Below are 24,893 nucleotides of genomic sequence, written 5' to 3'. Positions count from 1 at the left end.
AATATCGGCCATCCCCATCGGGGCGCCTGGGTGTCCTGATTTCGCTTTTTGTACGGCATCAACGGCTAATACGCGGATGGCGTTAGCTGCAGGTGTGGTGGTCACTGACATGGTTCTCTCGACTATGTTACTATTATAATACAAATATATGCTAATCGAGGGCACAAAAACAACCCTCAGATGCATTTCATTTACAAGTTTGTAAACAATGTGAAGTTAGATAGCGCCTGATTTACGACACTTGTTCAATGCAGTGTTGCGCTTGATATTCATCGAAGTCAGCATTCACTTTCATGTAAAGTGTGCCACTCTCTGGGGCCGCTGTACATTCAACAACACCACTGACAGCTTGCATGCCGGTCACTAGCGCAGGCATATTGTCGTGGCTGACGTGAGTTTGCATCACGACTCTGCGCAATTTTTCTCGGCTTTTCAGGCCAAATGCAAATACCAACCACACTAAGGCAAGTACGACACCAGCAGCGTACGCCCCTGATGCCGATAATACTTCGCCTAGTGCACCAGAAATAACACCACCTAAAAATGCACCGAAAAATTGAAAACTCGCATAAATCCCCATCGCCGTGCCTTTTTCACCAGCTGGCGCAATACTCGACACTAGCGCAGGAAAACTGGCTTCTAGAAAGTTAAATCCTGTGAAAAACAGTACTACGGCAGCCATCATCAACCACCAATTGGTCACACCCGCCGACAACACCGCAAAGCACACTCCCATCAACACAATCGCTAATATCACCATAGCGCGGGGCGTGGTTCCGCGTGTTTTCCCCATGATCAAAACGAGCAATAACACCGAGCATAGCAACACAGGAAGATACACTTCCCAGTGGTTGTCGAGGGTTAAATTAAAATGCGTGAGGGTGACGGGCAGCTGCACAAATAACAGCGTAATCATCAAATGCAGAAACATCACAGACAGGTTCAAGCGCCATAACTGTGGCGAAGTAAATAAACGCCATACTTGATTGGCTTGAGGCAGTGTATCGGCAGAGCCCACAGATTTGGGAACTTCTGGTACCACCCATTTGATCAATGGCATACAAGCCAACGCCAGCAAGCCAGTCATAAAGAAGATACCAGGCATGCCCCATTGCTGCGCGATGAGTGGCCCGATGATCACAGCGAGATAAAATGAAAAGCCGATTGCGATTCCAATAATAGCCATGACCTTTGCCCGTTGTGACTCACGGCTGACATCAGTCGCCAATGCCATTATAGCGCCTGCAATAGCGCCGGCCCCTTGCATTATACGCCCAACCACCATCAATACTAAGCTATCAGCACTAGCGGCAATCAAGCTGCCTAAAGCAAAAACCGCAAGCCCCATAATAATGACAGGCTTTCGCCCCCACTTATCTGAGAGCATTCCCATGGGAATTTGTAACGCGGCCTGAGTGAGCCCGTAGCCACCAATGGCAATACCGACAAGCATAGGTGAATAGTCTGGATAATCCATCGCGGCGACGGCCAGTACCGGCATCACCATAAATAACCCCATCATTCTAAGTACATAGACACTAGCTAGGGTTATGGCTGTGCGAACTTCCAAGGCATTCAACGTATTGCTCACTCCAACAATTCTTTTGGGCGCGGATTGTAGCATAAAAATCTGTACAGTTTTTACTGACCCACATCGTAAAACAAATCGTAACAATCTAAATTTTCGGCCATGACTATGGCATACTGTTTCTTTTACCCATGCTCAGGTTCAAATGGATAAGATAGAAGTCCGCGGTGCCCGCACCCATAATCTCAAGAATATCGATTTAACCCTTCCTCGTGACAAGCTTGTCGTGATCACTGGCTTGTCTGGCTCAGGTAAGTCCTCACTCGCGTTTGACACTCTTTACGCCGAAGGGCAACGTCGTTATGTCGAGTCGCTATCGGCATACGCTCGCCAATTTTTATCCATGATGGAAAAACCCGATGTGGACCACATTGAAGGTTTATCACCGGCGATTTCTATCGAGCAAAAGTCAACATCTCACAACCCGCGTTCAACCGTGGGGACCATTACTGAGATATACGATTACTTACGTTTGATGTTTGCCCGTGTTGGCACACCACAATGCCCTGACCACCACGTAGCGCTTGATGCGCAAACCGTCAGTCAAATGGTGGATAAAGTGTTGGCCATGCCAGAAGGTAGCAAACTGATGTTGTTAGCGCCTGTAGTACAAGACCGCAAGGGTGAGCATGTTAAGACACTGCAAAACCTTTCTGCACAGGGCTACATTCGAGCGCGCATCGACGGTGACGTGTGTGATTTGTCGGATCCTCCTGAACTTGACCTGCATAAAAAGCACACCATTGAAGTTGTGGTCGACCGATTCAAAGTGCGAGATGACTTACAGTTGCGATTAGCTGAGTCTTTTGAAACGGCCCTTCAACTCTCTGGCGGCAACGCTAAAGTGGCGTACATGGACGACCCTGACGCCGAAGAAATTGTGTTTTCTGCTAACTTCGCCTGCCCTCATTGTGGTTACAGCATTGCCGAATTAGAACCTCGGTTGTTCTCATTCAACAACCCGGCTGGCGCATGCCAAACCTGTGATGGCCTAGGCACTCGCCAATTCTTCGACCCCCATCGCGTAGTTAGCAACGACGAACTTAGCTTGTCTGGCGGTGCAATCCGTGGGTGGGACAAGCGCAGCTATTACTATTTCCAAATGCTGCAAGCGGTTGCCGACCATTATGAATTCAGCTTAACCAAGCCATTCCAAGAGTTAGATAAAAAAGCGCAAGACGTGGTGCTTTATGGCTCTAAGGGTAAGTCGTTAACGTTCAAATATATCAATGATCGTGGCGACATTATGGAGCGAAAGCACCCATTTGAAGGGGTAATCCCCAATATGGAGCGCCGCTACCGTGAAACTGAATCAAACACGGTACGCGAAGAACTGGCCAAGTTCTTAAGCCAACAGCCTTGTAACAGCTGTGGTGGGTCTCGCCTTCGTTTAGAAGCGCGTAATGTATTTATTGCTGAAACCAATTTGCCTGCCATTTCGGACATGTCGATTGCCGATGCCTATTCATTTTTTGAGAACCTTGGGCTTGAAGGGCAGAAAGCACAAATTGCTGAAAAAATCCTAAAAGAGATCCTCGACCGTTTGCGCTTCTTGGTCAATGTGGGCTTGAATTACCTCAACCTTTCCCGCAGTGCAGACACACTCTCCGGCGGTGAAGCTCAGCGTATTCGTCTTGCCAGCCAAATTGGTGCTGGGTTAGTTGGCGTTATGTACGTACTCGATGAACCGTCAATCGGTTTGCACCAGAGAGACAACGAACGCCTACTCAAAACCCTGACTCACTTGCGTGATCTGGGTAATACCGTTTTAGTCGTAGAGCACGATGAAGACGCTATTCGCGAGGCAGATTACGTTGTTGATATTGGCCCGGGAGCAGGTGTACACGGCGGTGAAATTATTGCCGAAGGTACACTTGAAGACATACTGAACAGTGAAGACTCACTGACTGGGAAATACCTTTCAGGACGTGAGAAAATCGATATTCCTGCAACAAGAACCCCAACAGACAAAGACAAGTGGGTCACGCTGGCGGGCGCTACAGGCAACAACTTGAAGTCGGTCACATTGAATGTACCTGTGGGCTTAATGACGTGTGTAACAGGGGTATCGGGGTCGGGTAAATCAACCCTTATCAACGACACCTTCTTTAAAATTGCACACCGTGAATTAAACAAGGCGACAACCGCAGAACCTGCACCTTACGAAAGCATCACAGGCTTAGAGCAACTAGACAAAGTTGTGGATATTGACCAAAGCCCTATTGGCCGCACGCCTCGCTCTAACCCAGCAACCTATGCTGGCATATTCACGCCTATTCGAGAGCTTTTCGCGGGTACGCAAGAAGCCCGCTCCCGTGGTTACAAGCCGGGCCGTTTCAGCTTTAACGTGAAAGGCGGTCGCTGCGAAGCTTGCCAAGGCGATGGTGTTATCAAGGTAGAAATGCATTTCTTGCCTGATGTATACGTACCCTGTGATGTCTGTAAAGGTAAGCGGTACAACCGCGAAACCTTGGAAGTGAAGTACAAAGACAAAAACATTCACGAAGTGTTAGAAATGACGGTAGAAGACGCCCGTACCTTCTTCGACCCGATTCCTGCCATTGCCCGTAAGCTACAAACCTTGATGGATGTAGGCTTGTCTTATATTCGCCTTGGGCAATCTGCCACTACATTATCCGGTGGTGAAGCCCAACGTGTGAAGTTAGCGAAGGAATTATCGAAGCGCGATACAGGCCAAACCTTGTATATTCTGGATGAGCCGACAACGGGCTTGCACTTCCATGATATTAAGCAGCTACTCGCTGTCTTGCATCGTCTCCGTGATCACGGTAACACTGTGGTAGTTATTGAGCATAACTTAGATGTGATTAAAACCGCAGATTGGCTTGTTGACCTAGGGCCAGAAGGTGGTTCGGGTGGCGGTCAGATTATCGCCGAGGGTACTCCTGAGCACATTGCCGAACAAGCGGTCTCTCACACTGGCCGATTCCTTAAACCCCTGCTTGAAGCCCAAGCCGGTAAGTAAGGAGCTGACCATGTTTGAAAAGCAGTTTGATGTGCGGTTTTATGAAACCGATGCACTAGCCCACGTCAGCAACACGGTACTGGTTGGCTGGTTTGAGGCCGCACGCGAGCCGGTGTTTAAACTATTTACACCCACGCTCGATTTGAAAAACTGGCCTTTGATCATCGCCAGCTATAAGGTCGACTTTCTCGCTCAGCTTTACTACGGCGAACCTGTCACGGTAAAAACCGGAATTTGCCGTTTAGGAAAAAGTAGCGTGGATGTGTATCAAGAAGTTTGGCAAAGCGGAAAACACTGCGCAACCGGTGTAACGACTATGGTGCACTTTGATTTTAACACTCAGAAATCGGTGCCCATTAGCCCTGAAATCCAAGCCGAACTCAAGGCTATTTGGGTAGATGTACCGGCTTAAAATACGCTGACTGATTCGCCTTTGAGGGTATAACCCACAGAGGCGATATCGCCTTTCCAACCAGTAGTCGAAATTTTACCTGTTACCCATACCGCATCGTAAAGGTTGTCGATAGGCACGCCTTTTTCAAACTTTACGTGCACAATTTGATTCGACGGTGGTGGCGGCACATGGATACAAGCACCAAAATAAGGCACCAATAAAAACTCTGTCGTAACTTCAGCCGTACCTTCCAGCGGCACGACAAAACCTGGGATCTTCACATATTTGCCGTCGAGTGATTCCACCAGCGGCGCATCCGGCTGTAACTGGGTCATCTTATTGTCGTGACTGACCGAAGGCGATGTAAGTTCATTAAATCCTTCTGGCACCATGTCTTCCCAATAGAGTTCCATTGGCTCGGCGGCATGCACAGCACTCGCCCCAAAAACCGCAACGCAGCACAATACAAAAAACGGGAAGGTGAATTTTCTAATCATGATATTCCTGACATAAAAAAAGGGTTCGACAATCGAACCCTTTTTGAAAAGCTATGTGAAAAAGACTTATTCGCCTTGTTCGTAACGCTCTACACTGGCAACAATTTCGGCTTTCGCTGCAGCTGAATCAGACCAACCGTCAACTTTTACCCATTTGCCTTCTTCAAGATCTTTGTAATGCTCGAAGAAGTGTTCGATTTGCTTCAATAGTAGCGCTGGAACGTCTTCAATCTCAAACACTTCGCGATAAAGGGTAGACAATTTGTCGACCGGTACCGCTAGTACTTTCGCGTCTTTGCCTGATTCGTCAGTCATGTTCAACACACCCACTGGACGACACTTGATTACAGAACCCGCTAATAGTGGGTAAGGCGTGATAACTAGTACGTCTACTGGGTCACCGTCTTCTGACAATGTGTTGTTTACATAACCGTAGTTAGTTGGGTAGTGCATGCAAGTTGCCATGAAACGGTCAACAAACAAAGCGCCTGTGTCTTTGTCTACTTCGTATTTCACTGGATCAGCTTGCGCTGGAATTTCAATGATGACATTCACTTCGTCTGGTAGCTTCTTACCAGCAGGAACTGAGTTCAAGCTCATGTTTTAATCCTTAAATAGAGAGATAAAATAAATTTTGCTAAGTATACGGCGGGAAGCAAGAAAACAAAACCTCCTGCGACCCATGTCTTAGTCGTACACCCTATTGGCTATTTATTTGTGTACGAAAGGCAGGTCTCTACCTCTTCTTTTGAACCGATGATTACTGGCACGCGCTGATGAATTTCTTCGGGCATCACTTCCATAATGCGCCCTTCCCCTGTCGACGCTAAACCACCCGCTTGTTCAACCAAAAAGGCCATGGGGTTTGCCTCATAAAGCAAACGCAACTTGCCCGGTTTGTTCGGGTCGCGCTTATCGTATGGGTACATGAAAATGCCGCCACGACAAAGTAAACGATGTATATCACCCACCATAGCCGCCACCCAACGCATGTTGAAATCTTTACCGCGAGGCCCATCCGTACCGGCAAGCAAGTCAGCAATATACTGCTGCATTGAAGGTTCCCAATGACGCTGATTAGACGCGTTAATGGCAAACTCTTTCGTTGCTTCCGGTAATTGAATATTGGGGTGAGTTAACAAGAAGCCGCCATGGGTCTTGTCTAGTGTATAAATGTGCGTTCCGCGCCCTGTTGTCATGGCTAGCATGGTTGACGGGCCATAAAGCACATAGCCAGCCGCCACCATTTGCGTACCCGGTTGCAGGAAGGCTGAAGGGTCACTCGGCTCCATCCATTGAGGCGCGTGAGCGATAGAAAATATGGTACCAATCAGGCTATTAATTTCTGTGTTTGACGACCCATCCAGAGGGTCAAAGCTGACAAGGTATTTGCCTTCTGGATCACAGGGCACTACGTCTTCTTCTTCTTCAGAAGAAATCGCTTTCACGTAACCCGATTCCGATAAAATGTCTTTCAGAATTTGGTTTGAAATCACATCCAGTTTTTTCTGTGTCTCGCCCTGAACGTTTTCACTCAACGTTGAGCCGAGAACACCAGCAAGTGCGCCTTGGCTGACACGGAAGGAAATTTCTTTGCAGCCCGCAAGTAAGGTACGAATTAACAAGATAAGTTCTAGTGGAGCACCGTCTTGTTGTAGCTGAGAGTTTAAACGTTTCATTGTGTACGTTAGCCTTTTCGATTTGTAGGGTTTTGATTTATTTTTACGCTCACTCGTCCGAAAGTGAACGGTACTGGCGACGATAGAATTGTTATTGTTAAGTCGCGATTTGTTGGCGCTTTGCTCACGTGAAGCAAATAAGCGCATTTAGTGTACCGTCCTTCGCGCTGAATACCAATCCACATATAAACCATCTGGTAAATTTAATTGCCATAGAAAAGCCATGATTTGCCCCTGCTAAGTCACTCTGGGTTCTGGTAAAGTGGCACTTTGCAGTTATTTAAGTTGTGAAGTTTTCATGCACGTACACATTCTTGGCATTTGCGGTAGTTTTATGGGCGGTATTGCCGCAATTGCGCAATCGTTAGGGCACAAGGTCACAGGCTCAGATAAAAACGTTTATCCTCCCATGAGCACCCAATTGGAACAGTTAGGGATAACCCTGACTCAAGGGTACGACCCAGCACAATTCGACCCAGCGCCCGACATGGTGATCATTGGTAACGCCATGTCTCGTGGAAACCCAGCGGTTGAGTACGTGCTCGACCGCAACCTGCCCTATACCAGTGGCCCTCAATGGTTGTTAGAAAACTTACTCACCGACCGTTGGGTCATTGCACTTTCAGGTACACACGGTAAAACCACCACCTCGTCCATGGTCGCTTGGATACTGGAACACACAGGGCTAAATCCCGGCTTTCTAATTGGCGGTATTCCGCAGAACTTTGGCGTTTCAGCGCGTAAAGGAGAAGGGCCCTTTTTCGTTATTGAAGCCGATGAATACGACAGCGCATTCTTCGACAAGCGCTCTAAGTTCGTTCATTACCGTCCACGTACACTTGCGATCAACAACCTTGAATACGATCACGCAGATATTTTCCCTGACTTGGCAGCTATTCAAACCCAATTTCACCATTTAATTCGCATGGTACCCAGTAACGGTTTGGTCATCTCACCAGCTGATACGCCCGCTGTTGAACAAGTACTCGATAAAGGGTGTTGGAGTGCAACCCAAACTATTGGGGATACATGGCGCGCAGAATTAATGAATAAAGATGGCAGCCGCTTCACTGTATTTCATCAAAATGAAGCCGTAGGCGAAGTGAATTGGAGCTTGATTGGGCAACACAATGTCGACAACGGTTTGGTAGCAATAGCAGCGGCACACCACGCAGGCGTAACTATCTGCGATGCAATTGACGCCTTGGGTCAATTTGAAAACGTTAAACGTCGTATGGAAGTCAAAGGCAAGGTCAATAACATTACTGTTTATGATGATTTTGCGCATCACCCCACAGCCATCGCCACGACACTTTCAGGATTGAGAAACAAAGTTGGCGATGCCCGTATTATTGCGATTTTGGAACCCCGTTCGAATACCATGAAAATGGGGGTGCATGAAAACACGTTAACCGACTCATGGCAGTTAGCCAATGAAGTACACGTGTTTGAACCAGATGGCCTCAGTTGGTCTATAAAAGACAAAGCCGCCAGCGGCGCCACACCCACATACTGCTATCATAACGTAGATGAAATTGTGAAAGCCGTATGTCAAACGGCATCGGCTGGCGACCATATATTGGTAATGAGTAATGGTGGTTTTGCAGGCATTCACCAAAAGTTACTCGATAATCTCCAACATCAATTGAGTTAAGAAACAACAATGACAGATAAGCGCATCACTCTCGCCATTACTGGCGCATCCGGCGCCCCTTACGCGCTGCGACTACTAGAGCAACTGGTAAAAGCTGATTATCAGGTGTTTGTATTGGTCTCTTCTGCGGCTCGCGTTGTATTCGCAACAGAAGAAAACATCAAGTTTCCCGCCCAACCCGAAGCCGCTAGTCAGTTTTTTACCGAGCGCTTTAACGCCGCTCCTGGGCAAATACGCGTCTGTGGCAAAGAAGAATGGTTTGCGCCAGTCGCCTCAGGGTCTGCCGCGCCGAAAACCATGATTGTGTGCCCCTGTTCTACCGGCACCTTGTCGTCAATTGCGGTCGGCGCTAGTGATAACCTGATAGAACGCAGTGCCGACGTGGTGATTAAAGAACGTGGGCAGCTTATACTGGTGCCGCGAGAAATGCCGCTCTCCACTATTCATTTAGAGAATATGTTAAAACTGTCACAAATGGGTGTCACTATCATGCCCGCCGCGCCAGGCTTTTATCATCAGCCCAACAGCATCCAAGACTTGGTTGACTTTGTGGTTGCACGTATTCTTGATCACGTGGGCATTTCACACCAACTGATGGCTCGTTGGGGCTATCAAAACGAAGCAAAATAAAGAGGAATAATAATATGCTACGCAAGGGAAAAAAAACTGCGGCACTGGCAGTCGCCGCCGCATTAGCTAGTGCAATCAGTTTACCCGCTTTTGGCTGGGGACAAACAGGTCATCGTGTTACCGGCGCTATTGCTGAACGTCATTTGAATCCTGAAGCGCAAGCTCAGGTTGCTGCCATTTTACCTAATGAAACACTTGCTGAGGCCTCTACATGGCCAGACGAAATGCGCTCTAACCCCAGCGAGTTTTGGCGTCGTACCGCAAGTCCTTGGCATTACGTCACTGTGCCAGAGCACAAACACTATGATGAAGTTGGTGCACCGGAAGAAGGTGATGCCTACACCGCGTTGGAAAACTTCACAAAAACGCTAAAAGACCCAAAATCTAGCCTCGAAGACAAACAAATGGCGCTGCGCTTTATCGTGCATATCATTGGTGATTTACACCAACCTTTACATGCGGGTAACGGCACAGATAAAGGCGGTAACGACGTGAAAGTACGCTTTTTCTGGCAAGACTCAAATTTACACCGCGTATGGGATTCACAATTGTTGGATCAACGCCAGTTGTCTTTTACTGAATGGACGAATTGGTTAGACGCAAAAATTTCAGAAGCCGACATTCAAGCATGGAATACGTTAGACGCCAAAGTGTGGATTGAAGAAAGCACTAAAATTCGCGATACCATTTACCCAGAAGACGCGAACAAAATGTCTTACGACTATCTGTACGACAACTTACCCATTGCGAAAAAGCGCCTACAACAAGCTGGCATTCGTATGGCGGCTTACCTCAACAACGTGTTTGCCAAATAACACACGCGCTAAGCCAAGTAAGCTTCAGGCACAGCGCCAAATCATTGTGAATTTGGCGCTGCCTATTTAATCAATATCTAGCGGCTCTGGTGAGAGCAGCACACCAGTAGTGTCTGCATAGAGGTGATCTTCAGGCAAGAAAGTCACGCCGCCAAAATTCACCGCCACATCCACGTCGCCAGTGCCTTCGCTGTCGGCATTCACTGGAATGGCATTAACGGCTAAAATACCCACATCAAAGTCGGCTAATGCGTCTACTTCACGTACACTGCCATAACACACTATGCCTTCCCATTCGTTGTCTTGGGCAAGTTGTGCAGACGCTGAATCAATGAGGGCGCGACGAACTGAGCCACCTCCGTCGATCAACAAGACTTTACCCGCTCCCGGTTCAGACAATACGCGGTCGATTAACCCTCGATCTTCGTAGCACTTGATCGTCGTAACTTCCCCACCGAAAGAATAACGCCCGCCAAAACTGGAAAATATGGGGTCAACCACGTCTACCGTGTCGGCGAATAAATCGCAAAGTTCAGAAGTGTTATAGTCCATCAGCTTGCCTTTTTAATGTGGATGCAACACAAATATTGTGTCTATCGGTTAGCATAGCACTATTTAGCTGCTTGGCTATGCCAGAAATCGCTATTTTCCCGTATTTTTCCGCTTAGTAACAAGCACTTCCCGCCTGTCATAAAGGTTTCTTATTTCTGTCACCTCAACTTCACAGACCCTGCCTAATCTGTACAATAAGCGTTCAATTAGGGTTATCCCATCGTGACACTCAAATCGATAACTAAATATGATGCCCATCTTTTTCAATGGTTGTATGGGTTAACAAGTCAGCGAGACTGCCGTGCAATCGTGTGGATGTCACGTACTGGCGACGGCTACCTGTATTTTATTATTGGCCTAGCACTATGGGCCTTTGAACCTGAATACGGTCAACTCTTTTTGTACACGGCTTTTATGGCGTACGGATTAGAACTGCCCATTTACGTGGTGCTGAAAAAGCTCTTCAAACGCCCTCGTCCCTGTGATTTTTTTACCCATTTCAGCGCGCATGTCACACCGTCAGACAAATTTAGCTTACCGTCCGGCCATACGGCTGCGGCATGGTTAATGGCGTCGATTGTGGCCCACTTTTACCCACCTTTTGCACTGCTTGCTTACGGTTGGGCCTGTTTAATCGGCCTCTCGCGGATTCTACTCGGGGTTCATTACCCCACAGATGTTATTGCAGGTATGTTATTGGGTATTCTAATTGCTTCTCTGAGTTTGTTTATACTGGTGTAAAATGAAGATACTTTACGGTGTGCAAGGGACCGGCAACGGTCACATTGCCCGTGCCCGCATTATGGCCGCCACAATGGCCAATCGCTCTGATATGTCTGTCGATTTTGTGTTTTCTGGTCGCGCTCCCGAAAAGTATTTTGACATGGAATGTTTTGGTAATTATCGAACCTTTGATGGATTGAGCTTTATTAGCCAAAAAGGGCGTGTCGACAAAGTACAAACCGTATTACAAGCCAAGCCACGGCAACTGATCAAAGATATAAAACACTTCGATGCCAGTGGCTACGATCTCCTGCTCAATGACTTTGAACCGGTGACGGCGTGGGCTGCAAAAAAACAAGGGATAAAGTCGATTTCGGTCAGTCATCAGGCGTCTTTCTCCCAACCTGTTCCCCGCGATGGAGAAACACTGGCCGACAGGCTAATCATGCGCTACTTTGCCCCAACAGACATTCAGTTAGGCGTACACTGGTTTCATTTTAACAGCCAAATACTGCCACCGTTTGTGGTAGACAAGCCAGTCTCTCACCCTAGCCATGCCCATGTACTGGTGTATCTCCCGTTTGAGGATATCAACGACATTCAACAAATGCTTGAACCATTAAGTGACCAAGTATTCTTGTGTTTTCACCCTGCGATAAGTGAACCTCTCGATTGCGGTCATATACATTGGCGCCCGACGTCAAAACAAAAATTCCAGCACGCGTTGCAGCATTGCACGGGGGTTATAGGAAACGGTGGGTTTGAGCTGTCTAGCGAGGCCATGCAGTTAGGCAAAAAGCTTCTGATAAAACCTCTGCACGGCCAATTTGAACAACTCTCGAATGTGTTGGTATTGAATCAACTGGGCCAATGCCAAACCCTATTCCAACTCGACACTGATATTGTAGAAGAATGGCTAGATGAACCCGCCAGCGAAGCAATTACCTACCCCGACGACCCAAGCCCCTTTCTCGACTGGATAGTGGCGGGCAAATGGGAACAAACCCACGCACTCTGCGAAGCAATGTGGAAGCAAGTAAAATTTGGTGATAAAACACGAGAACGCTTAATGTCGCTTGCAATTTAGCCTTGCAATGCGATGATAACGGCACATTTGTTATTTAGGGGTTAATTGTGTCGTTTAAGCGTCTTTTTTGCTGTGTGCTATGCACCTTATTTGTCACTGCTTGCGGGTATCGCGGTGCGCTGTACCTACCTGAAGAAAAAGCGCAAACCACACCTCCGTCTACCACACAACCTACGTCGGCCCCTGAAGAGTCTGGAGAACAACAGTAGTGGATCACTTCACTTATCAAGACAACGTATTACATGCCGAGTCAGTGCCAGTAGCTGATATTGCCAACACGCACCAAACACCGGTTTATATTTACTCTCGCGCTACTCTTGAGCGCCATTGGCGAGCTTTCGATGATGCACTAGGTAGTCACCCGCATCTTATTTGCTATGCAATTAAAGCCAACTCCAACTTAGGTGTGTTGAGTGTATTAGCCAAACTCGGTTCAGGTTTCGACATTGTTTCTGGCGGTGAACTGGCACGTGTAATCGAAGCTGGCGGCGACGCGAGTAAAGTTGTGTTTTCAGGTGTTGGTAAGAAAAAAGACGAAATTCGTTACGGCCTTGAGCAAGGTATTTTGTGTTTTAACGTTGAGTCTGAAGCCGAGCTCTATCGGATCAGTGAAGTGGCCGTTGAAATGGGTAAGTCGGCCCCTATTTCATTGCGTATTAACCCAGACGTTGACGCTAAGACCCACCCGTATATTTCAACTGGCCTTAAAGCTAATAAGTTTGGGATCGCCCGTGAAAAGGCCATTGAGACTTACGAACTAGCCGCTAGCCTTCCCGGCTTAGATGTAAAAGGTATGGACTGCCATATCGGCTCGCAACTCACAGAAATCGGCCCTTTCGTAGATGCATTAGACAGACTTTTGCTACTAATTGACGAACTCGCTACCAAAGGCATTCACATTTCTCACTTAGATGTGGGAGGTGGTTTAGGTGTGACCTATAACAACGAACAACCGCCGCACCCTAAAGCTTATGCCGAAGCCATCGCTGAAAAGATGGTGGGTCGTGAAAACTTGAAATTGATTATGGAACCTGGCCGAGCGATTGCGGCTAACGCAGGCATATTAGTCACCGAAGTTGAATTTTTAAAAGAAGGCGAAGAAAAGAATTTCGCGATTGTCGATGCGGCAATGAATGACCTGATTCGCCCTTCATTGTACTCAGCGTGGCAAAACATCATTCCCGTGGTACCAAATACAACCGCAACTGCGAAAGTGTATGACGTGGTAGGCCCAGTCTGTGAAACCGGTGATTTCTTAGGTAAAGACCGTGAATTAGCGATTGCTCCCGGTGATTTACTGGCAGTGCGCAGCGCCGGTGCTTATGGGTTTGTAATGGCTTCGAACTATAACAGCCGCTGCCGCCCCGCCGAAATCATGGTAGACGGCGACAAAGTAATTGTGGTCCGAGAGAGAGAAAATCAAAAAGATCTCTGGAAAGGTGAGCACAAACTTACGTAAACTAGCAGCAGTACAAATATTCAGTAGCACGGTTCATGGTAGTTCAATTTTCCAAAATGCACGGTCTTGGCAATGACTTTATGGTCATTGATAACGTTACGCAGAATGTCTTTTTTAGTAAGGAAAAGATACAGAAGCTTGCTGACCGTAATTTTGGTATTGGCTTCGACCAACTATTAATGGTCGAGCCGCCCTACGACCCCGACCAAGATTTTCATTATCGCATTTTCAACGCAGACGGGTCTGAAGTTGAACAATGCGGTAATGGCGCGCGCTGTTTTGCTCGTTTTGTAAAACTCAAAGGGCTAATCAACCGCAACAAAATCATGGTCAGCACAAAAGCGGGTCGCATGGTGCTATATCTGGAAAAAGATGGTCAGGTTACCGTGAACATGGGTGTGCCGGAGTTTGATCCAGCAAAAATTCCCTTAAAGGCGAACAAAGAAGAAAAAACCTACCTTGTTCGCGCGGATGAGCACACGTTATTTTGTGGCGCGGCCTCTATGGGTAACCCACATTGTGTTATTGAAGTCGACGACGTAGATACAGCCGACGTGGCCACCATAGGCCCATTGGTGGAGAAACACGAGCGTTTTCCAGAAGGTGTTAATGTAGGCTTTATGCAAAAGCTCGCAGACAACCATATCAAACTCAGAGTGTTTGAGCGTGGTTCAGGAGAAACCTTGGCCTGTGGCAGTGGCGCATGTGCAGCCGTAGCCGTTGGACACATTCAAGGGAAATTAGGGAAAGATGTACGGGTAGATTTGCCCGGTGGCAGTTTGCAAATTCGCTGGCAAGGTCCGGGCAACGCCCTCAAAATGACGGGGCCAGCAGAACACGTTTATGATGGACAAATAACGCTATGAGCGACACAGCAGGACATTCAAAAGCACCGATAGCACTGGACCCTCGATTTGACGACGGCACAGAATTAACCGATGCCGATATTCGTGCTTACTTGCTAAAGAACCCTGATTTTTTTGCTCGCCATCCTGAACTATCAGAGCAACTGTCTATTCCCCATGAACACAGAGGCAGCATTTCGCTGGTCGAACTACAAAGCGACCAGTTGCGTAAAAAAGTACGCCAGCTCAATTACAAATTGAACCAACTCATTGGTGTTGCGAAGCAAAATGAGCGTATTTATCGCGTATATGGTGATTTAAACCTACAACTGTTGCGCGCAACTTCAATGAATGATGTTCACAAACATCTCGAACATGCATTACTCGACCGACTTGGCTTATCAAGCTTGAGTTTACACATGTTTAAAGGGCCACACGCACTCCCTGAATTACAGCGTAGATTGTTGATGGAAAAGCGTTTTAAGCAGGACGATTATTTCTTTGGCCGCCTGTCACAGCATGAAAAACAAGTGGTGTTTGGTGATGGAGAAATTGCAGAATCTGCCGCTTTAATTTTACTCGGCGAAGGGCCTCATGTGGGTATTCTGGCAGTAGGCAGCGCGAGTGCGGGCCATTTCACACCAGATATGGACACCTTATTGCTCGACCAACTTAAACAGATACTGAGCAATATGCTTCCTCGGTTATTGCCGTACTAATGCCGAATCAGGCTGAAATACCCCCGCTCAGTGAACAATGTCAGCATTGGCTCGATAAATTCCTCCTTCACCTGCGCGTAGAGCGAGGCTTGTCGGAACACACCATTTTAAATTACAAACGGCAGTTAAGCGCTGTCGCTCATGATCTGTATTTAGAAGACTGGTCTTCAATTATGCCTGCCGACATAAAGCGCAGTATGAAAACGGCACGGGAAGCAGGTTTACAACCACGCAGTATTGCCTTGCGTTTATCCGCATTGCGAACATTTTGCCAATATCTCATCGAGCATCAGCAACTTTCAACCGATCCGGTTGATGGCATTCAAGCCCCAAAACAAGGTAAACCACTTCCCAAACAACTGTCTGTCGACGAAATGCAGCATTTGTTGTCACGCTCAGGCTCAGACGAAGAATACGCTGCCATGGCGTGTCGGGATCAGGCTATGTTTGAATTGATGTATGGTTGTGGCTTGCGTTTAAATGAACTCACCAGTTTAAACTTGGCTGACTATCAGCGCGACGGCACTTTACGAGTAACGGGTAAGGGAAACAAACAGCGCGTATTACCCATTGGCCGACAGGCACAACATGCTTTGAATGACTGGCTAAAAGTAAGACGAGACTATGCCAGTGAGTACGAAAGCGCTATTTTTGTGAGTAAGCGCAAAACCCGTATTTCAAATCGACAGGTCGCAAACCGCCTCAAGCATATGGCAGAACAACAAGCCGTGGGACAAAACGTAAACCCTCACAAGTTGCGCCATTCTTTCGCCACACACGTATTAGAATCTAGCGGCGACTTACGCGCCGTACAAGAGTTGTTAGGGCATGCCAATTTGTCTACAACACAAGTGTATACGCATTTGGATTTTCAGCATTTAGCCAAGGTATACGACTCAGCCCACCCAAGAGCTAAACGCAAGAAAAACCAAGAGTAAATATAAGAACAGGTATTCATAATGCAATTTTTTCGGGCGCTGCCACGACCACAGGCAATGACATTCGATCTCGACGATACCCTGTACAACAACGAGCCGGTTATTGCTCAAGCCAATACAGCTTTGTTAACGTTACTGGCACAAGACTACCCCCTTGCCCACGATACGTATATTTCGTCTTGGCGACAAATTCAGAAATCGTTGCTTCGCGCCAACCCAGCTTTGGCGTCAGACATGAGTGAACTCCGGCGACTGGGTTTACGCACCGTTTTGGCGGCCGAAAACTTGGCGCCAGTGGCACTGGAACAAGCAACAAACCGATGCTTTGAGCACTTCTATACAGCACGAAGTGACTTTAGCGTATCGCCCGAAATCTGTGACGTGCTCGATACTTTATCGCGCCGCATTCCATTGGTTGGTATTACCAACGGTAATGTAAATGCTGACGCCATTGGTATAGCACCGTACTTTACACACATTTTTCACGCCAGCCTCTCACGCCCGATGAAGCCTCATCGTCACATGTTTGATGAAGCCTCTGCACTACTCAACCTCAAACCTGGGCAAATACTACACGTTGGCGACAACCTTGAAAAAGACGTGTTAGGCGCACACAAAGCGGGCTTTCATACGGCTTGGTTTGCAATGAATCGCGCAATGGCGTTTAATCAGGAAACGGTACCTATTTTGCCTTCAGTAAAGCTATCGCGTTTTTCTGATCTGTTAACCTTAGTTGAGTGAACCGTGCAAATTCAGCGAGATGATTTACATAGCCCTGCAATTAAAGCGTTTTTACAAGCGCATTTAGATGATATGCATGCTACCTCGCCGCCTGAAAGTGTACATGCACTAGATTTAGACGGTTTGCGTCAGTCTAACATTCAGTTTTGGACATTAACGGATGGCACGGGGGCCATTTTAGCTTGTGGTGCATTAAAACAGCTAGACAACGAACACGCAGAAATTAAATCTATGCGTACCGATGCCAACGCGAGAGGACAAGGTATTGCCTCTATTATGTTGTCATTTATATTAGAGCAGGCGGAACTACAAGGAATAAAGCGGGTAAGTTTAGAAACAGGCTCAATGGCGTTTTTCTATCCCGCTCATGCGCTCTATCGAAAATTCGGTTTTGCCGAATGCGAGCCTTTCGCCAACTATCGGCACGACCCTCACAGTATTTGCATGACCAAAGTGCTGTAGCAAGCGCTGCCCCCGCTAGGAACACGTGCGCATGCAACAGTGATGAAGGGCTGAAGGTAAGACTTCTGGTTGGCGCTAACAGTGAAAATAGCCGGAACTATTCTGCTTCAATCGGGCCGTTATCTTCCAAGACATTTTGACGCATAGAGTCGCAAGGGCGCTTGCAAGTTGGTCGTCCCACCACTTTCGCGGGCACACCAACAACGGTTACATGAGGCGGCACATCATTTAGAACAACGCTGCCCGCACCGACTTTTGAGCCTTCGCCAATTTCAATATTGCCCAACACTTTCGCACCCGACCCAAGCATCACACCTTGGCGAATTTTAGGGTGGCGATCACCCGACTCATTCCCCGTCCCTCCTAAGGTGACGTTTTGCAGTACCGAGACATTGTCTTCGATAACAGCGGTTTCACCAACCACAATACCGGTTGCATGGTCAAACATAACGCCTTTACCAATACGTGCAGCAGGATGAATGTCGACCCCATACGCTTCTGAATTACGGCTTTGTAAAAACAGAGCGAGCTGATGACGGCCTTGCTGCCACAAATAATGAGCGAGGCGATGCACTTGAATAGATTGAAAGCCCTTAAAGTGAATCAACACTGTGAGGTAGTCTGTCACCGCGGGGTCTCGATTAACCACAGCTTTGATATCTTCAATCGCCGCTTCGGTTATCGCCGGTTCAAGCAAATAGGCTTCTTCAAAGACTTCTCGAATCGCTATTGCCGGCATCACATCGTCAGCCATCTTGTTAGATAGAATAAAACTTAACGACGCTTCAAAGTTGTGATGAGTGAGAATACAAGCATGAATAAAGCTCGCCAGTAGCGGTTCTTCTTCGATGATACGTCGAGATTCTTGCTTCAACGTGAGCCAAAAGTCGGCTGATTCAGTGATTGCTTGCATAACATTACTCGCTAAAGGGTTCATTTCGCCCACCTACAGGGGTAAGCACATGATTGGCGTATTTTGGCGAAATTCAAGTCAATGGCAATGAATTTCGTTAAATTACCCCACAGAACCGATAAAGTTAACAAAATATCGTCGCTAGCGCCTTGGTTAGCGTACCACTTGCGTTGTTGTTACCGCGATACCGTACTGGTATTTAACAAAGATTTACCGCAAATCCTGTATAAAAGCACAGCTTAATGGCATACTGCGCAGCCCAATGATAAGAATACGACAAAGAATCAGGTAAGACGTTTTATGGATGTATCACGACTCCTCAACGAGCTGAATGACAAGCAGCGCGAGGCAGTGGCAGCGCCACTCTCTAACATGCTCGTACTAGCAGGTGCAGGTAGTGGTAAAACACGGGTTTTGGTTCACCGTATTGCGTGGTTGATGGACGTCGAGAACATCGCCCCGTACAGTATTCTCGCCGTTACCTTTACCAACAAGGCGGCTCGGGAGATGAAAGGGCGTATCGAGTCCTTGATGGGGCGACCACTGAACACCATGTGGATCGGTACCTTCCACGGCTTAGCTCATCGCTTGTTGCGTAGCCATCATACCGAAGCGGGTTTACCTGAGAACTTCCAAATTCTTGATTCTGATGATCAATACCGTCTTATTCGTCGCATTCTCAAAGCGCTGAACCTCGACGAAAAACACTGGCCACCGCGTCAGATTCAATGGTACATCAACGGCAACAAAGACGAGGGTTTACGGCCTCAGCATATTGATACGCATCACGACCACACGCAGCAAAAAATGCGCGACATTTATGCGGCTTATCAAGATGCCTGCGATCGATCCGGCTTGGTCGACTTTGCCGAACTGCTTTTGCGAGCCCATGAACTTCTAGTTAAAAACCCTGAATTATTGGCCCATTATCAACGCCGTTTTCGCGCTATTCTGGTCGACGAATTCCAAGATACCAACAATATTCAATACGCTTGGTTGCGATTACTGTGTAATCAAGACAACAACATTATGATTGTAGGCGACGACGACCAGTCGATATACGGCTGGCGCGGTGCAAATGTTGAAAACATTCATCACTTTTTACGTGACTTTAAAGACGTCGACACTATTCGCTTAGAACAGAATTACCGGTCTACCAGCACCATTTTGAAAGCGTCGAACGCGGTGATCGACAACAACTCAGGCCGTCTTGGCAAAGAGTTGTGGACCGAGGGTGACAAAGGTGAGCCCATTTCACTGTACGCGGGCTTTAATGATTTAGACGAAGCCCGATTTATTGTCAGTCAAATCAAAGACTGGCATAACCAGGGTAACTTACTTCGAGAATGCGCTGTGCTGTATCGCAACAACGCCCAGTCTCGAGTATTGGAAGAAGCCCTACTGCATCAAGGTTTGTCTTACCGTATTTACGGTGGTCTGCGATTCTTCGAACGCCAAGAAATTAAAGACGCACTTGGCTATATGCGCATGGTCAATCACCCTCACGATGATGCCGCCTTTGAACGTGTGGTCAACACCCCAAGTCGCGGGTTGGGTGAACGAACCTTGGCAACGGTACGAGAGACAGCCCGAGCAAGAGAACTGTCGATGTGGCAAGCCAGCCAAACCTTGCTCGACGAAAAAGGTTTAAAGGGTCGTGCTGCCAGTGCCTTACAAGCGTTTGTCAGTATGATTTTAGATATGGAAGCAGCTGTCGCTCCCTTGCCGTTAGAAAAACAAGCCGACCATGCCATCAAGCAATCGGGGCTGTACGCGATGTACCAAGCAGAACGCGGCGAAAAAGCCCAAGCTCGACTGGAAAACTTGGAAGAATTGGTCACCGCTTGCAAACAATTTATTGTGCCAGAAGAAGCCGAAACCATGACGCCAATGGCGGCGTTTTTAGCGCATGCATCATTGGAAGCTGGTGAGACTCAAGCCAAAGACGATCAAGATGCCGTGCAGATGATGACCATTCACACAGCTAAAGGCTTGGAGTTCCCATTGGTATTTATGGCTGGTGTCGAAGAAGGCATGTTCCCAAGCCAAATGACCAATGAAGAACCCGGCAGAATGGAAGAAGAACGCCGTCTGTGTTACGTTGGCATGACGCGAGCAATGAAGAAACTATTTATCACCTACGCCGAAAGCCGACGCGTTTATGGACAAGATAAGTATCATACTCCGTCACGGTTTATTCGAGAAATACCCACTGATTGCATTGAAGAGGTGCGATTAAAGTCGACTGTCACGCGCCCTGCTCACAACCGATTCAGCAGTGCCACGTCTCATCAAGTTTTTGAAGAAACGCAATTTCAGTTGGGTCAGCGAGTTCGCCATCGTAAGTTTGGCGACGGTGTCGTGTTAAATTTCGAAGGTGCGGGCGAATCAGCTCGTATTCAGGTGAACTTCGATGAGCTGGGAAGTAAGTGGCTCATGTTGTCATATGCAAAACTTGAAGTAATTTAGTCTATGCTTTAGTTCCCACCGAGAAACTGATGTAATGATGCAACGTAAAGTACTGGTGATCGAAGATACTCGTTCCAGCTTGAATCTGGTCGTGAAGCTCGTTGAACAAGCGGGCTTGGAGCCAGTTTGCGCGTGCTCTTTGGCCGAAGCGAAGTTACGGTTTGGCCATTCTCATCCCGAAGATTACCTTTGCGCAATTGTGGATTATCACCTCCCAGATGCACCTGAAGGCGAAGCCATCGATTTTACCATTGATGCCTATATTCCAAGTATTGTGGTCACCGCTTATGTCGATGATGAAACACGGCAATCGGTGTTGCGGCGTGAAGTGGTAGATTATATTCCCAAAGAAAACGCGCAGGTGTATGACTACTTGAGTCGGCTATTGAGCCGGATGGAAAAAAACAAGCAAATCGGTGTACTGATTATCGACCCTAAACGACGCAGTCGAGCAAGCATGGGGTCATTGTTACGCCGTCACAATATTTGTACCTTCGAGGCTGGGTCAGCGAAAGATGGCCTGTCTTTTCTACAGGAAAATCCCAATATAAAAATTGCGCTGGTTGATGCCAGTGTGACAGATATGAGCCCAACGCAACTCATTGCAGACTTACGTCGTTCTTACACCAAAGAAGAATTAGCCATCATTGGGTTGTCAGAAGATACCACCGCTCTATTTTCAGCCCGTTTTATCAAAAGCGGGGCGAATGACTTTTTGCGTAAGCCTTTCTGCCATGAAGAGTTTTTATGTCGGATCATGCAAAGTTTAGAAATGATAGAAAACGTAGAAGCCATTAGGAAAGCGGCCAATACCGATTACCTCACTGGTTTACCGAACCGTCGACACTTCTTCTATACCTTTAACCAAATTAAACGCCGCCAACCAAAGTGCCAAGCATTGGCGTTGGTCGATTTAGATTTCTTCAAACGCATTAATGATAACTATGGTCATGACGCGGGAGACATTGCCCTCAAGCATGTCGCCAAAGAAATTGGACTCGCATTTGGCGATATGCTGGCAGCGCGATTTGGTGGTGAAGAATTCTGTATTTACTTCGCGGACGTGTCTGCGCCCGAAGTACTCGTCAGACTCAATGCATTTAGACAAAACATTGCCAAACAGGTGTTAAAACATCAAGAACACACATTCTCGGTTACTGCGAGTATCGGCGTAACCTTGAGTAAAGATAACAACCTTGAAGCATTACTCGGCACCGCTGACAAGCTACTATACAAAGCTAAAGACAGCGGCCGAAACGTCGTGATGAGTGACTTACCAAAACCTGTAAACCATTAGGTCAGCTGATTTTTAGTGCTTTGCGTTGTTTGCGATAAACCCGCAATGAGTCAGCACTAAACAACACCAACGCCGCCCACACAAAACCGAACGTGGCTAATCGAGCTGGGGCCATAGGTTCGTCATACAGAGTGATTGCCAGTACAAACATGATAGTTGGGCCAATGTATTGAAAAAAGCCCAGCGTTGAGTACATGATGCGCTTTGCGGCAGCAGTAAAACACAACAGAGGTAACGTGGTCACAATACCTGCCGCCATTAACCATAGATTCAAATCTAATGGGTTGGTCGTCATGTCGCTGTGCGACGACGCAAACATTGCCCAGTAAATCAGTGCAATGGGTAATAAAATTGTGGTTTCGATGGCTAACCCCGGCAAAGAATCAACGGGCGCTTGTTTACGTATCAAACCATAAATACCAAAACTGCCTGCCAATGCCAGCGCTATCCATGGTAGCTGGCCATGAACAACCAACATAAAACCCACACCACACGCCGCCAGGCCTACCGCCACTTTCTGTAACGGTCGCAAAGTTTCGCCTAACACAACACGCCCAAGCAGCACGTTAAGTAAAGGGTTGATGTAATAGCCTAGGCTCGCTTCCATCAGGTGACCGTTATTTATCGCCCAAATGAAAAGCAACCAGTTGCCCGCCAACAACACGCTCGCTCCTGCTATCACACTCAATGTTTTAGGCGAGCGAATTGCCGCCAACACCTTATTCTTTTGATTGAGTACAACGACGAGAAGCAATAAAAACGCCACTGACCATACAATGCGGTGCATGAGTATTTCCAATGCCGGAATTTGCGCGATTTGCTTAAAGTAAAGCGGCGCGATACCCCACATGGTGTAAGCAGAAATAGCGAATAAAATACCGGATTGAGTTTGATTTCCGGCATTTGAATTAGGCTGAGCGGTCAAGACACGATCCTTTGAATTTACGAGGTGGGATCATGCGTTAAATGCAGTGACAAGACAAGACGACTAATCTGCCAAATTAGCGACATTTAACGCATTTAGCTCATACGCCGTGGCTGAAACCACGACGTTCAGCAATCACGCTAGAGCGTTACAATAAAAACAGGGTTCCCAAGCCAAGGAATGCAACGAAACCGACAATATCGGTAACGGTAGTCAAAATTACCGACCCTGAAAGGGCAGGGTCGATTTTTAACTTGTTCAACACCACAGGTACACACACGCCCGCAATGGCAGCAGCTACAATATTGAACAGTATGGCCAAGCAAATAACTAAACCTAACAGACCATCAGCAAACCAAATCACGGCGACCACGCCGATCACAATCGACCAGATAACGCCATTGACGCCCCCAACTTTCAGTTCTTTGACCATCAACGCCTTTAAGTTGGCGCTGTTTACTTGCCCCAACGCTAGGCCTCTCACAATCAGAGTCAGGGTTTGGCTACCGGCAATGCCCCCCATACTCGCCACTACCGGCATTAATACCGCTAGCGCCACTACCTGAGACAAGGTGGCCTCAAACAGGCCAATAAACCACGAGGCAAGAAAAGCAGTTAACAGGTTAATGCCCAACCACAAGGCGCGACTTTTGGCACTTTTAGCAACTGGTGCAAATAAATCTTCGTCTTCATCCATACCCGCCGAAGCCATCACTTGGCGTTCATAGAACTCATTAATTAATTCACTGGCGGCGGTAATGTCTAACCGGCCTAGCAGCTTATTGTTATCGTCAACAACCGGCAGCGCGCCATAGCCACTGCGTTGCACCTGTAATGAAGCCGCGGTGCTTTCATCCTGCCCTTTCAACACCGGCATCGACTCTTCAATGAGATCAACCAACGGGATGTGCTCAGGTGCTTTAAAGACCTTTGTTAACTTCACTGCTGCTGAAAACTGCCCAGACCGGTTCACCAAAAATACGGTGTCACAATGCATGGGTACTTCTCGCCTAATCAAACGCAATCCGTCGCGTACTTTGGCATTCAGCGGCAGCACCATTAGTTCGTGGCTGATCCAGTGACCCACTTGGTCATCGGCAAACTGGGTCGCATCTCGGAAGTAATCTTGTTGCTGCGAGTCCAACTCGGCATAGGCCATTTCGACCAATCGGTTGGGCATCGAGTCCATCAACTCAAGTAAGTCTTCGGCTTCAATATCGGCAAATAGCGCTTTCCACTCTTCGTTCGACACTACGTCGATCAATGGCTCCCGAGGGTCGCTACGCATTTCCACCAGCACGCTTAATTTGCGATGACGAGGTAGTAACTCCCACACCTCAAAACGACGTTCGAGTGGCAACGACTCCATCACATAGGCAATATCGGCATCTTCTTGAGACACCATATTGTTCACTAAGCTTGTGAGGTCGTCTTGTCCATTGTCAGCGACAATCTCTTCAATCAATTCTGGTAAAGGCTCAGCCATTCCACTACCTCTGGGCAGTTGCCCATAATGCGTT

General features: G+C 47.5%; 25 protein-coding genes. 16 read left to right on the top strand and 9 right to left on the bottom strand.

What is annotated here, in order from left to right:
* Positions 1 to 111: hypothetical protein (locus ACXAH6_RS16780; RefSeq protein ID WP_474878690.1), on the bottom strand; the 111-nt coding region annotated here is incomplete at its 3' end.
* A 121-nt stretch (positions 112 to 232) separates the two neighbouring features.
* Positions 233 to 1,579 carry an MFS transporter gene (locus ACXAH6_RS16775; RefSeq protein ID WP_474878688.1) on the bottom strand — a complete coding sequence of 449 codons (1,347 nt, stop codon included), beginning with the start codon at positions 1,577 to 1,579 and terminating at the stop codon, positions 233 to 235.
* Between the two features lie 154 nt (positions 1,580 to 1,733).
* On the opposite strand from ACXAH6_RS16775, the gene uvrA reads away from it, so the two are divergent.
* The gene (gene uvrA / locus ACXAH6_RS16770; protein WP_474878687.1) at positions 1,734 to 4,574 is read left to right on the top strand and encodes an excinuclease ABC subunit UvrA; all 2,841 of its coding nucleotides are present in this window, start codon (positions 1,734 to 1,736) and stop codon (positions 4,572 to 4,574) included.
* Positions 4,575 to 4,584: 10 nt separating this feature from the next.
* The gene (locus ACXAH6_RS16765; protein ID WP_474878685.1) at positions 4,585 to 4,986 is read left to right on the top strand and encodes an acyl-CoA thioesterase; all 402 of its coding nucleotides are present in this window, start codon (positions 4,585 to 4,587) and stop codon (positions 4,984 to 4,986) included.
* On the opposite strand, the gene ACXAH6_RS16760 is transcribed toward ACXAH6_RS16765, so the two are convergent.
* The 3 genes from ACXAH6_RS16760 to ACXAH6_RS16750 form a co-directional block, all read right to left on the bottom strand.
* A complete protein-coding gene (locus ACXAH6_RS16760) occupies positions 4,983 to 5,465 on the bottom strand; it encodes a DUF3299 domain-containing protein (protein WP_474878683.1) in 483 nt (160 codons plus the stop codon). The genes ACXAH6_RS16765 and ACXAH6_RS16760 overlap by 4 nt on opposite strands.
* 66 nt (positions 5,466 to 5,531) lie before the next feature.
* Complete coding sequence (ppa, locus tag ACXAH6_RS16755; protein WP_474878682.1) at positions 5,532 to 6,065, bottom strand: inorganic diphosphatase; 534 nt, start codon at positions 6,063 to 6,065, stop codon at positions 5,532 to 5,534.
* A gap of 107 nt (positions 6,066 to 6,172) precedes the next feature.
* Complete coding sequence (locus tag ACXAH6_RS16750; protein ID WP_474878680.1) at positions 6,173 to 7,144, bottom strand: class 1 fructose-bisphosphatase; 972 nt, start codon at positions 7,142 to 7,144, stop codon at positions 6,173 to 6,175.
* 298 nt (positions 7,145 to 7,442) lie between these two features.
* Here ACXAH6_RS16750 and mpl point away from each other — a divergent pair, with 298 nt between their 5' ends.
* From mpl to ACXAH6_RS16735, 3 genes are read left to right on the top strand one after another with little or no spacing between them, the layout of a single operon-like run.
* Positions 7,443 to 8,798 (top strand): UDP-N-acetylmuramate:L-alanyl-gamma-D-glutamyl-meso-diaminopimelate ligase, encoded by a 1,356-nt coding sequence (gene mpl, locus ACXAH6_RS16745; protein ID WP_474878678.1) that lies wholly within the window; start codon positions 7,443 to 7,445, stop codon positions 8,796 to 8,798.
* A gap of 9 nt (positions 8,799 to 8,807) precedes the next feature.
* On the top strand, positions 8,808 to 9,428 hold the full coding sequence (locus ACXAH6_RS16740) for a flavin prenyltransferase UbiX (RefSeq protein ID WP_474878676.1): 621 nt from the start codon (positions 8,808 to 8,810) through the stop codon (positions 9,426 to 9,428).
* 14 nt (positions 9,429 to 9,442) lie between these two features.
* Positions 9,443 to 10,243: a S1/P1 nuclease gene (locus ACXAH6_RS16735; protein ID WP_474878675.1), complete on the top strand. Its 801-nt coding sequence runs from the start codon at positions 9,443 to 9,445 to the stop codon at positions 10,241 to 10,243.
* 66 nt (positions 10,244 to 10,309) lie between these two features.
* Here ACXAH6_RS16735 and rraA read toward each other — a convergent pair whose 3' ends face one another.
* Positions 10,310 to 10,795: a ribonuclease E activity regulator RraA gene (gene rraA, locus ACXAH6_RS16730; RefSeq protein WP_474878673.1), complete on the bottom strand. Its 486-nt coding sequence runs from the start codon at positions 10,793 to 10,795 to the stop codon at positions 10,310 to 10,312.
* A 222-nt stretch (positions 10,796 to 11,017) separates the two neighbouring features.
* On the opposite strand from rraA, the gene ACXAH6_RS16725 reads away from it, so the two are divergent.
* From ACXAH6_RS16725 to ACXAH6_RS16685, 9 genes are read left to right on the top strand one after another with little or no spacing between them, the layout of a single operon-like run.
* Complete coding sequence (locus tag ACXAH6_RS16725; protein WP_474878672.1) at positions 11,018 to 11,536, top strand: phosphatase PAP2 family protein; 519 nt, start codon at positions 11,018 to 11,020, stop codon at positions 11,534 to 11,536.
* Between the two features lies 1 nt (position 11,537).
* The gene (locus ACXAH6_RS16720; RefSeq protein WP_474878670.1) at positions 11,538 to 12,605 is read left to right on the top strand and encodes an MJ1255/VC2487 family glycosyltransferase; all 1,068 of its coding nucleotides are present in this window, start codon (positions 11,538 to 11,540) and stop codon (positions 12,603 to 12,605) included.
* Positions 12,606 to 12,652: 47 nt separating this feature from the next.
* On the top strand, positions 12,653 to 12,814 hold the full coding sequence (gene lptM / locus ACXAH6_RS16715; RefSeq protein WP_474878668.1) for an LPS translocon maturation chaperone LptM: 162 nt from the start codon (positions 12,653 to 12,655) through the stop codon (positions 12,812 to 12,814).
* Complete coding sequence (gene lysA, locus ACXAH6_RS16710) at positions 12,814 to 14,064, top strand: diaminopimelate decarboxylase (protein ID WP_474878666.1); 1,251 nt, start codon at positions 12,814 to 12,816, stop codon at positions 14,062 to 14,064. The genes lptM and lysA overlap by 1 nt, the downstream gene beginning before the upstream one ends.
* A gap of 35 nt (positions 14,065 to 14,099) precedes the next feature.
* Complete coding sequence (gene dapF / locus ACXAH6_RS16705; RefSeq protein ID WP_474878664.1) at positions 14,100 to 14,930, top strand: diaminopimelate epimerase; 831 nt, start codon at positions 14,100 to 14,102, stop codon at positions 14,928 to 14,930.
* Positions 14,927 to 15,628: a DUF484 family protein gene (locus tag ACXAH6_RS16700; protein WP_474878662.1), complete on the top strand. Its 702-nt coding sequence runs from the start codon at positions 14,927 to 14,929 to the stop codon at positions 15,626 to 15,628. The genes dapF and ACXAH6_RS16700 overlap by 4 nt, the downstream gene beginning before the upstream one ends.
* Positions 15,628 to 16,566 carry a tyrosine recombinase XerC gene (locus tag ACXAH6_RS16695; RefSeq protein WP_474878661.1) on the top strand — a complete coding sequence of 313 codons (939 nt, stop codon included), beginning with the start codon at positions 15,628 to 15,630 and terminating at the stop codon, positions 16,564 to 16,566. The genes ACXAH6_RS16700 and ACXAH6_RS16695 overlap by 1 nt, the downstream gene beginning before the upstream one ends.
* Positions 16,567 to 16,587: 21 nt before the next feature.
* On the top strand, positions 16,588 to 17,307 hold the full coding sequence (locus ACXAH6_RS16690) for an HAD-IA family hydrolase (protein ID WP_474878659.1): 720 nt from the start codon (positions 16,588 to 16,590) through the stop codon (positions 17,305 to 17,307).
* 3 nt (positions 17,308 to 17,310) lie between these two features.
* The gene (locus tag ACXAH6_RS16685) at positions 17,311 to 17,769 is read left to right on the top strand and encodes a GNAT family N-acetyltransferase (RefSeq protein WP_474878658.1); all 459 of its coding nucleotides are present in this window, start codon (positions 17,311 to 17,313) and stop codon (positions 17,767 to 17,769) included.
* Positions 17,770 to 17,866: 97 nt separating this feature from the next.
* Here ACXAH6_RS16685 and cysE read toward each other — a convergent pair whose 3' ends face one another.
* Complete coding sequence (gene cysE, locus ACXAH6_RS16680) at positions 17,867 to 18,706, bottom strand: serine O-acetyltransferase (RefSeq protein WP_474878656.1); 840 nt, start codon at positions 18,704 to 18,706, stop codon at positions 17,867 to 17,869.
* Between the two features lie 276 nt (positions 18,707 to 18,982).
* Here cysE and uvrD point away from each other — a divergent pair, with 276 nt between their 5' ends.
* Positions 18,983 to 21,151 (top strand): DNA helicase II, encoded by a 2,169-nt coding sequence (gene uvrD / locus ACXAH6_RS16675; protein ID WP_474878655.1) that lies wholly within the window; start codon positions 18,983 to 18,985, stop codon positions 21,149 to 21,151.
* Positions 21,152 to 21,185: 34 nt separating this feature from the next.
* Entirely contained in the window at positions 21,186 to 22,448 is a 1,263-nt protein-coding gene (locus ACXAH6_RS16670; protein ID WP_474878654.1) for a GGDEF domain-containing response regulator, read from the top strand.
* A gap of 1 nt (position 22,449) precedes the next feature.
* Here ACXAH6_RS16670 and rarD read toward each other — a convergent pair whose 3' ends face one another.
* Together rarD and ACXAH6_RS16660 are read right to left on the bottom strand one after the other, a co-directional pair.
* Positions 22,450 to 23,373 carry an EamA family transporter RarD gene (rarD, locus tag ACXAH6_RS16665; protein ID WP_474878652.1) on the bottom strand — a complete coding sequence of 308 codons (924 nt, stop codon included), beginning with the start codon at positions 23,371 to 23,373 and terminating at the stop codon, positions 22,450 to 22,452.
* A gap of 148 nt (positions 23,374 to 23,521) precedes the next feature.
* Positions 23,522 to 24,859 carry a magnesium transporter gene (locus ACXAH6_RS16660; RefSeq protein ID WP_474878650.1) on the bottom strand — a complete coding sequence of 446 codons (1,338 nt, stop codon included), beginning with the start codon at positions 24,857 to 24,859 and terminating at the stop codon, positions 23,522 to 23,524.
* Between the last annotated feature and the right edge of the window lie 34 nt (positions 24,860 to 24,893).

This window comes from Alteromonas sp. ABE4_545 (genome assembly GCF_056161325.1).
This window is presented reverse-complemented; position numbering and strand designations above follow the sequence as displayed.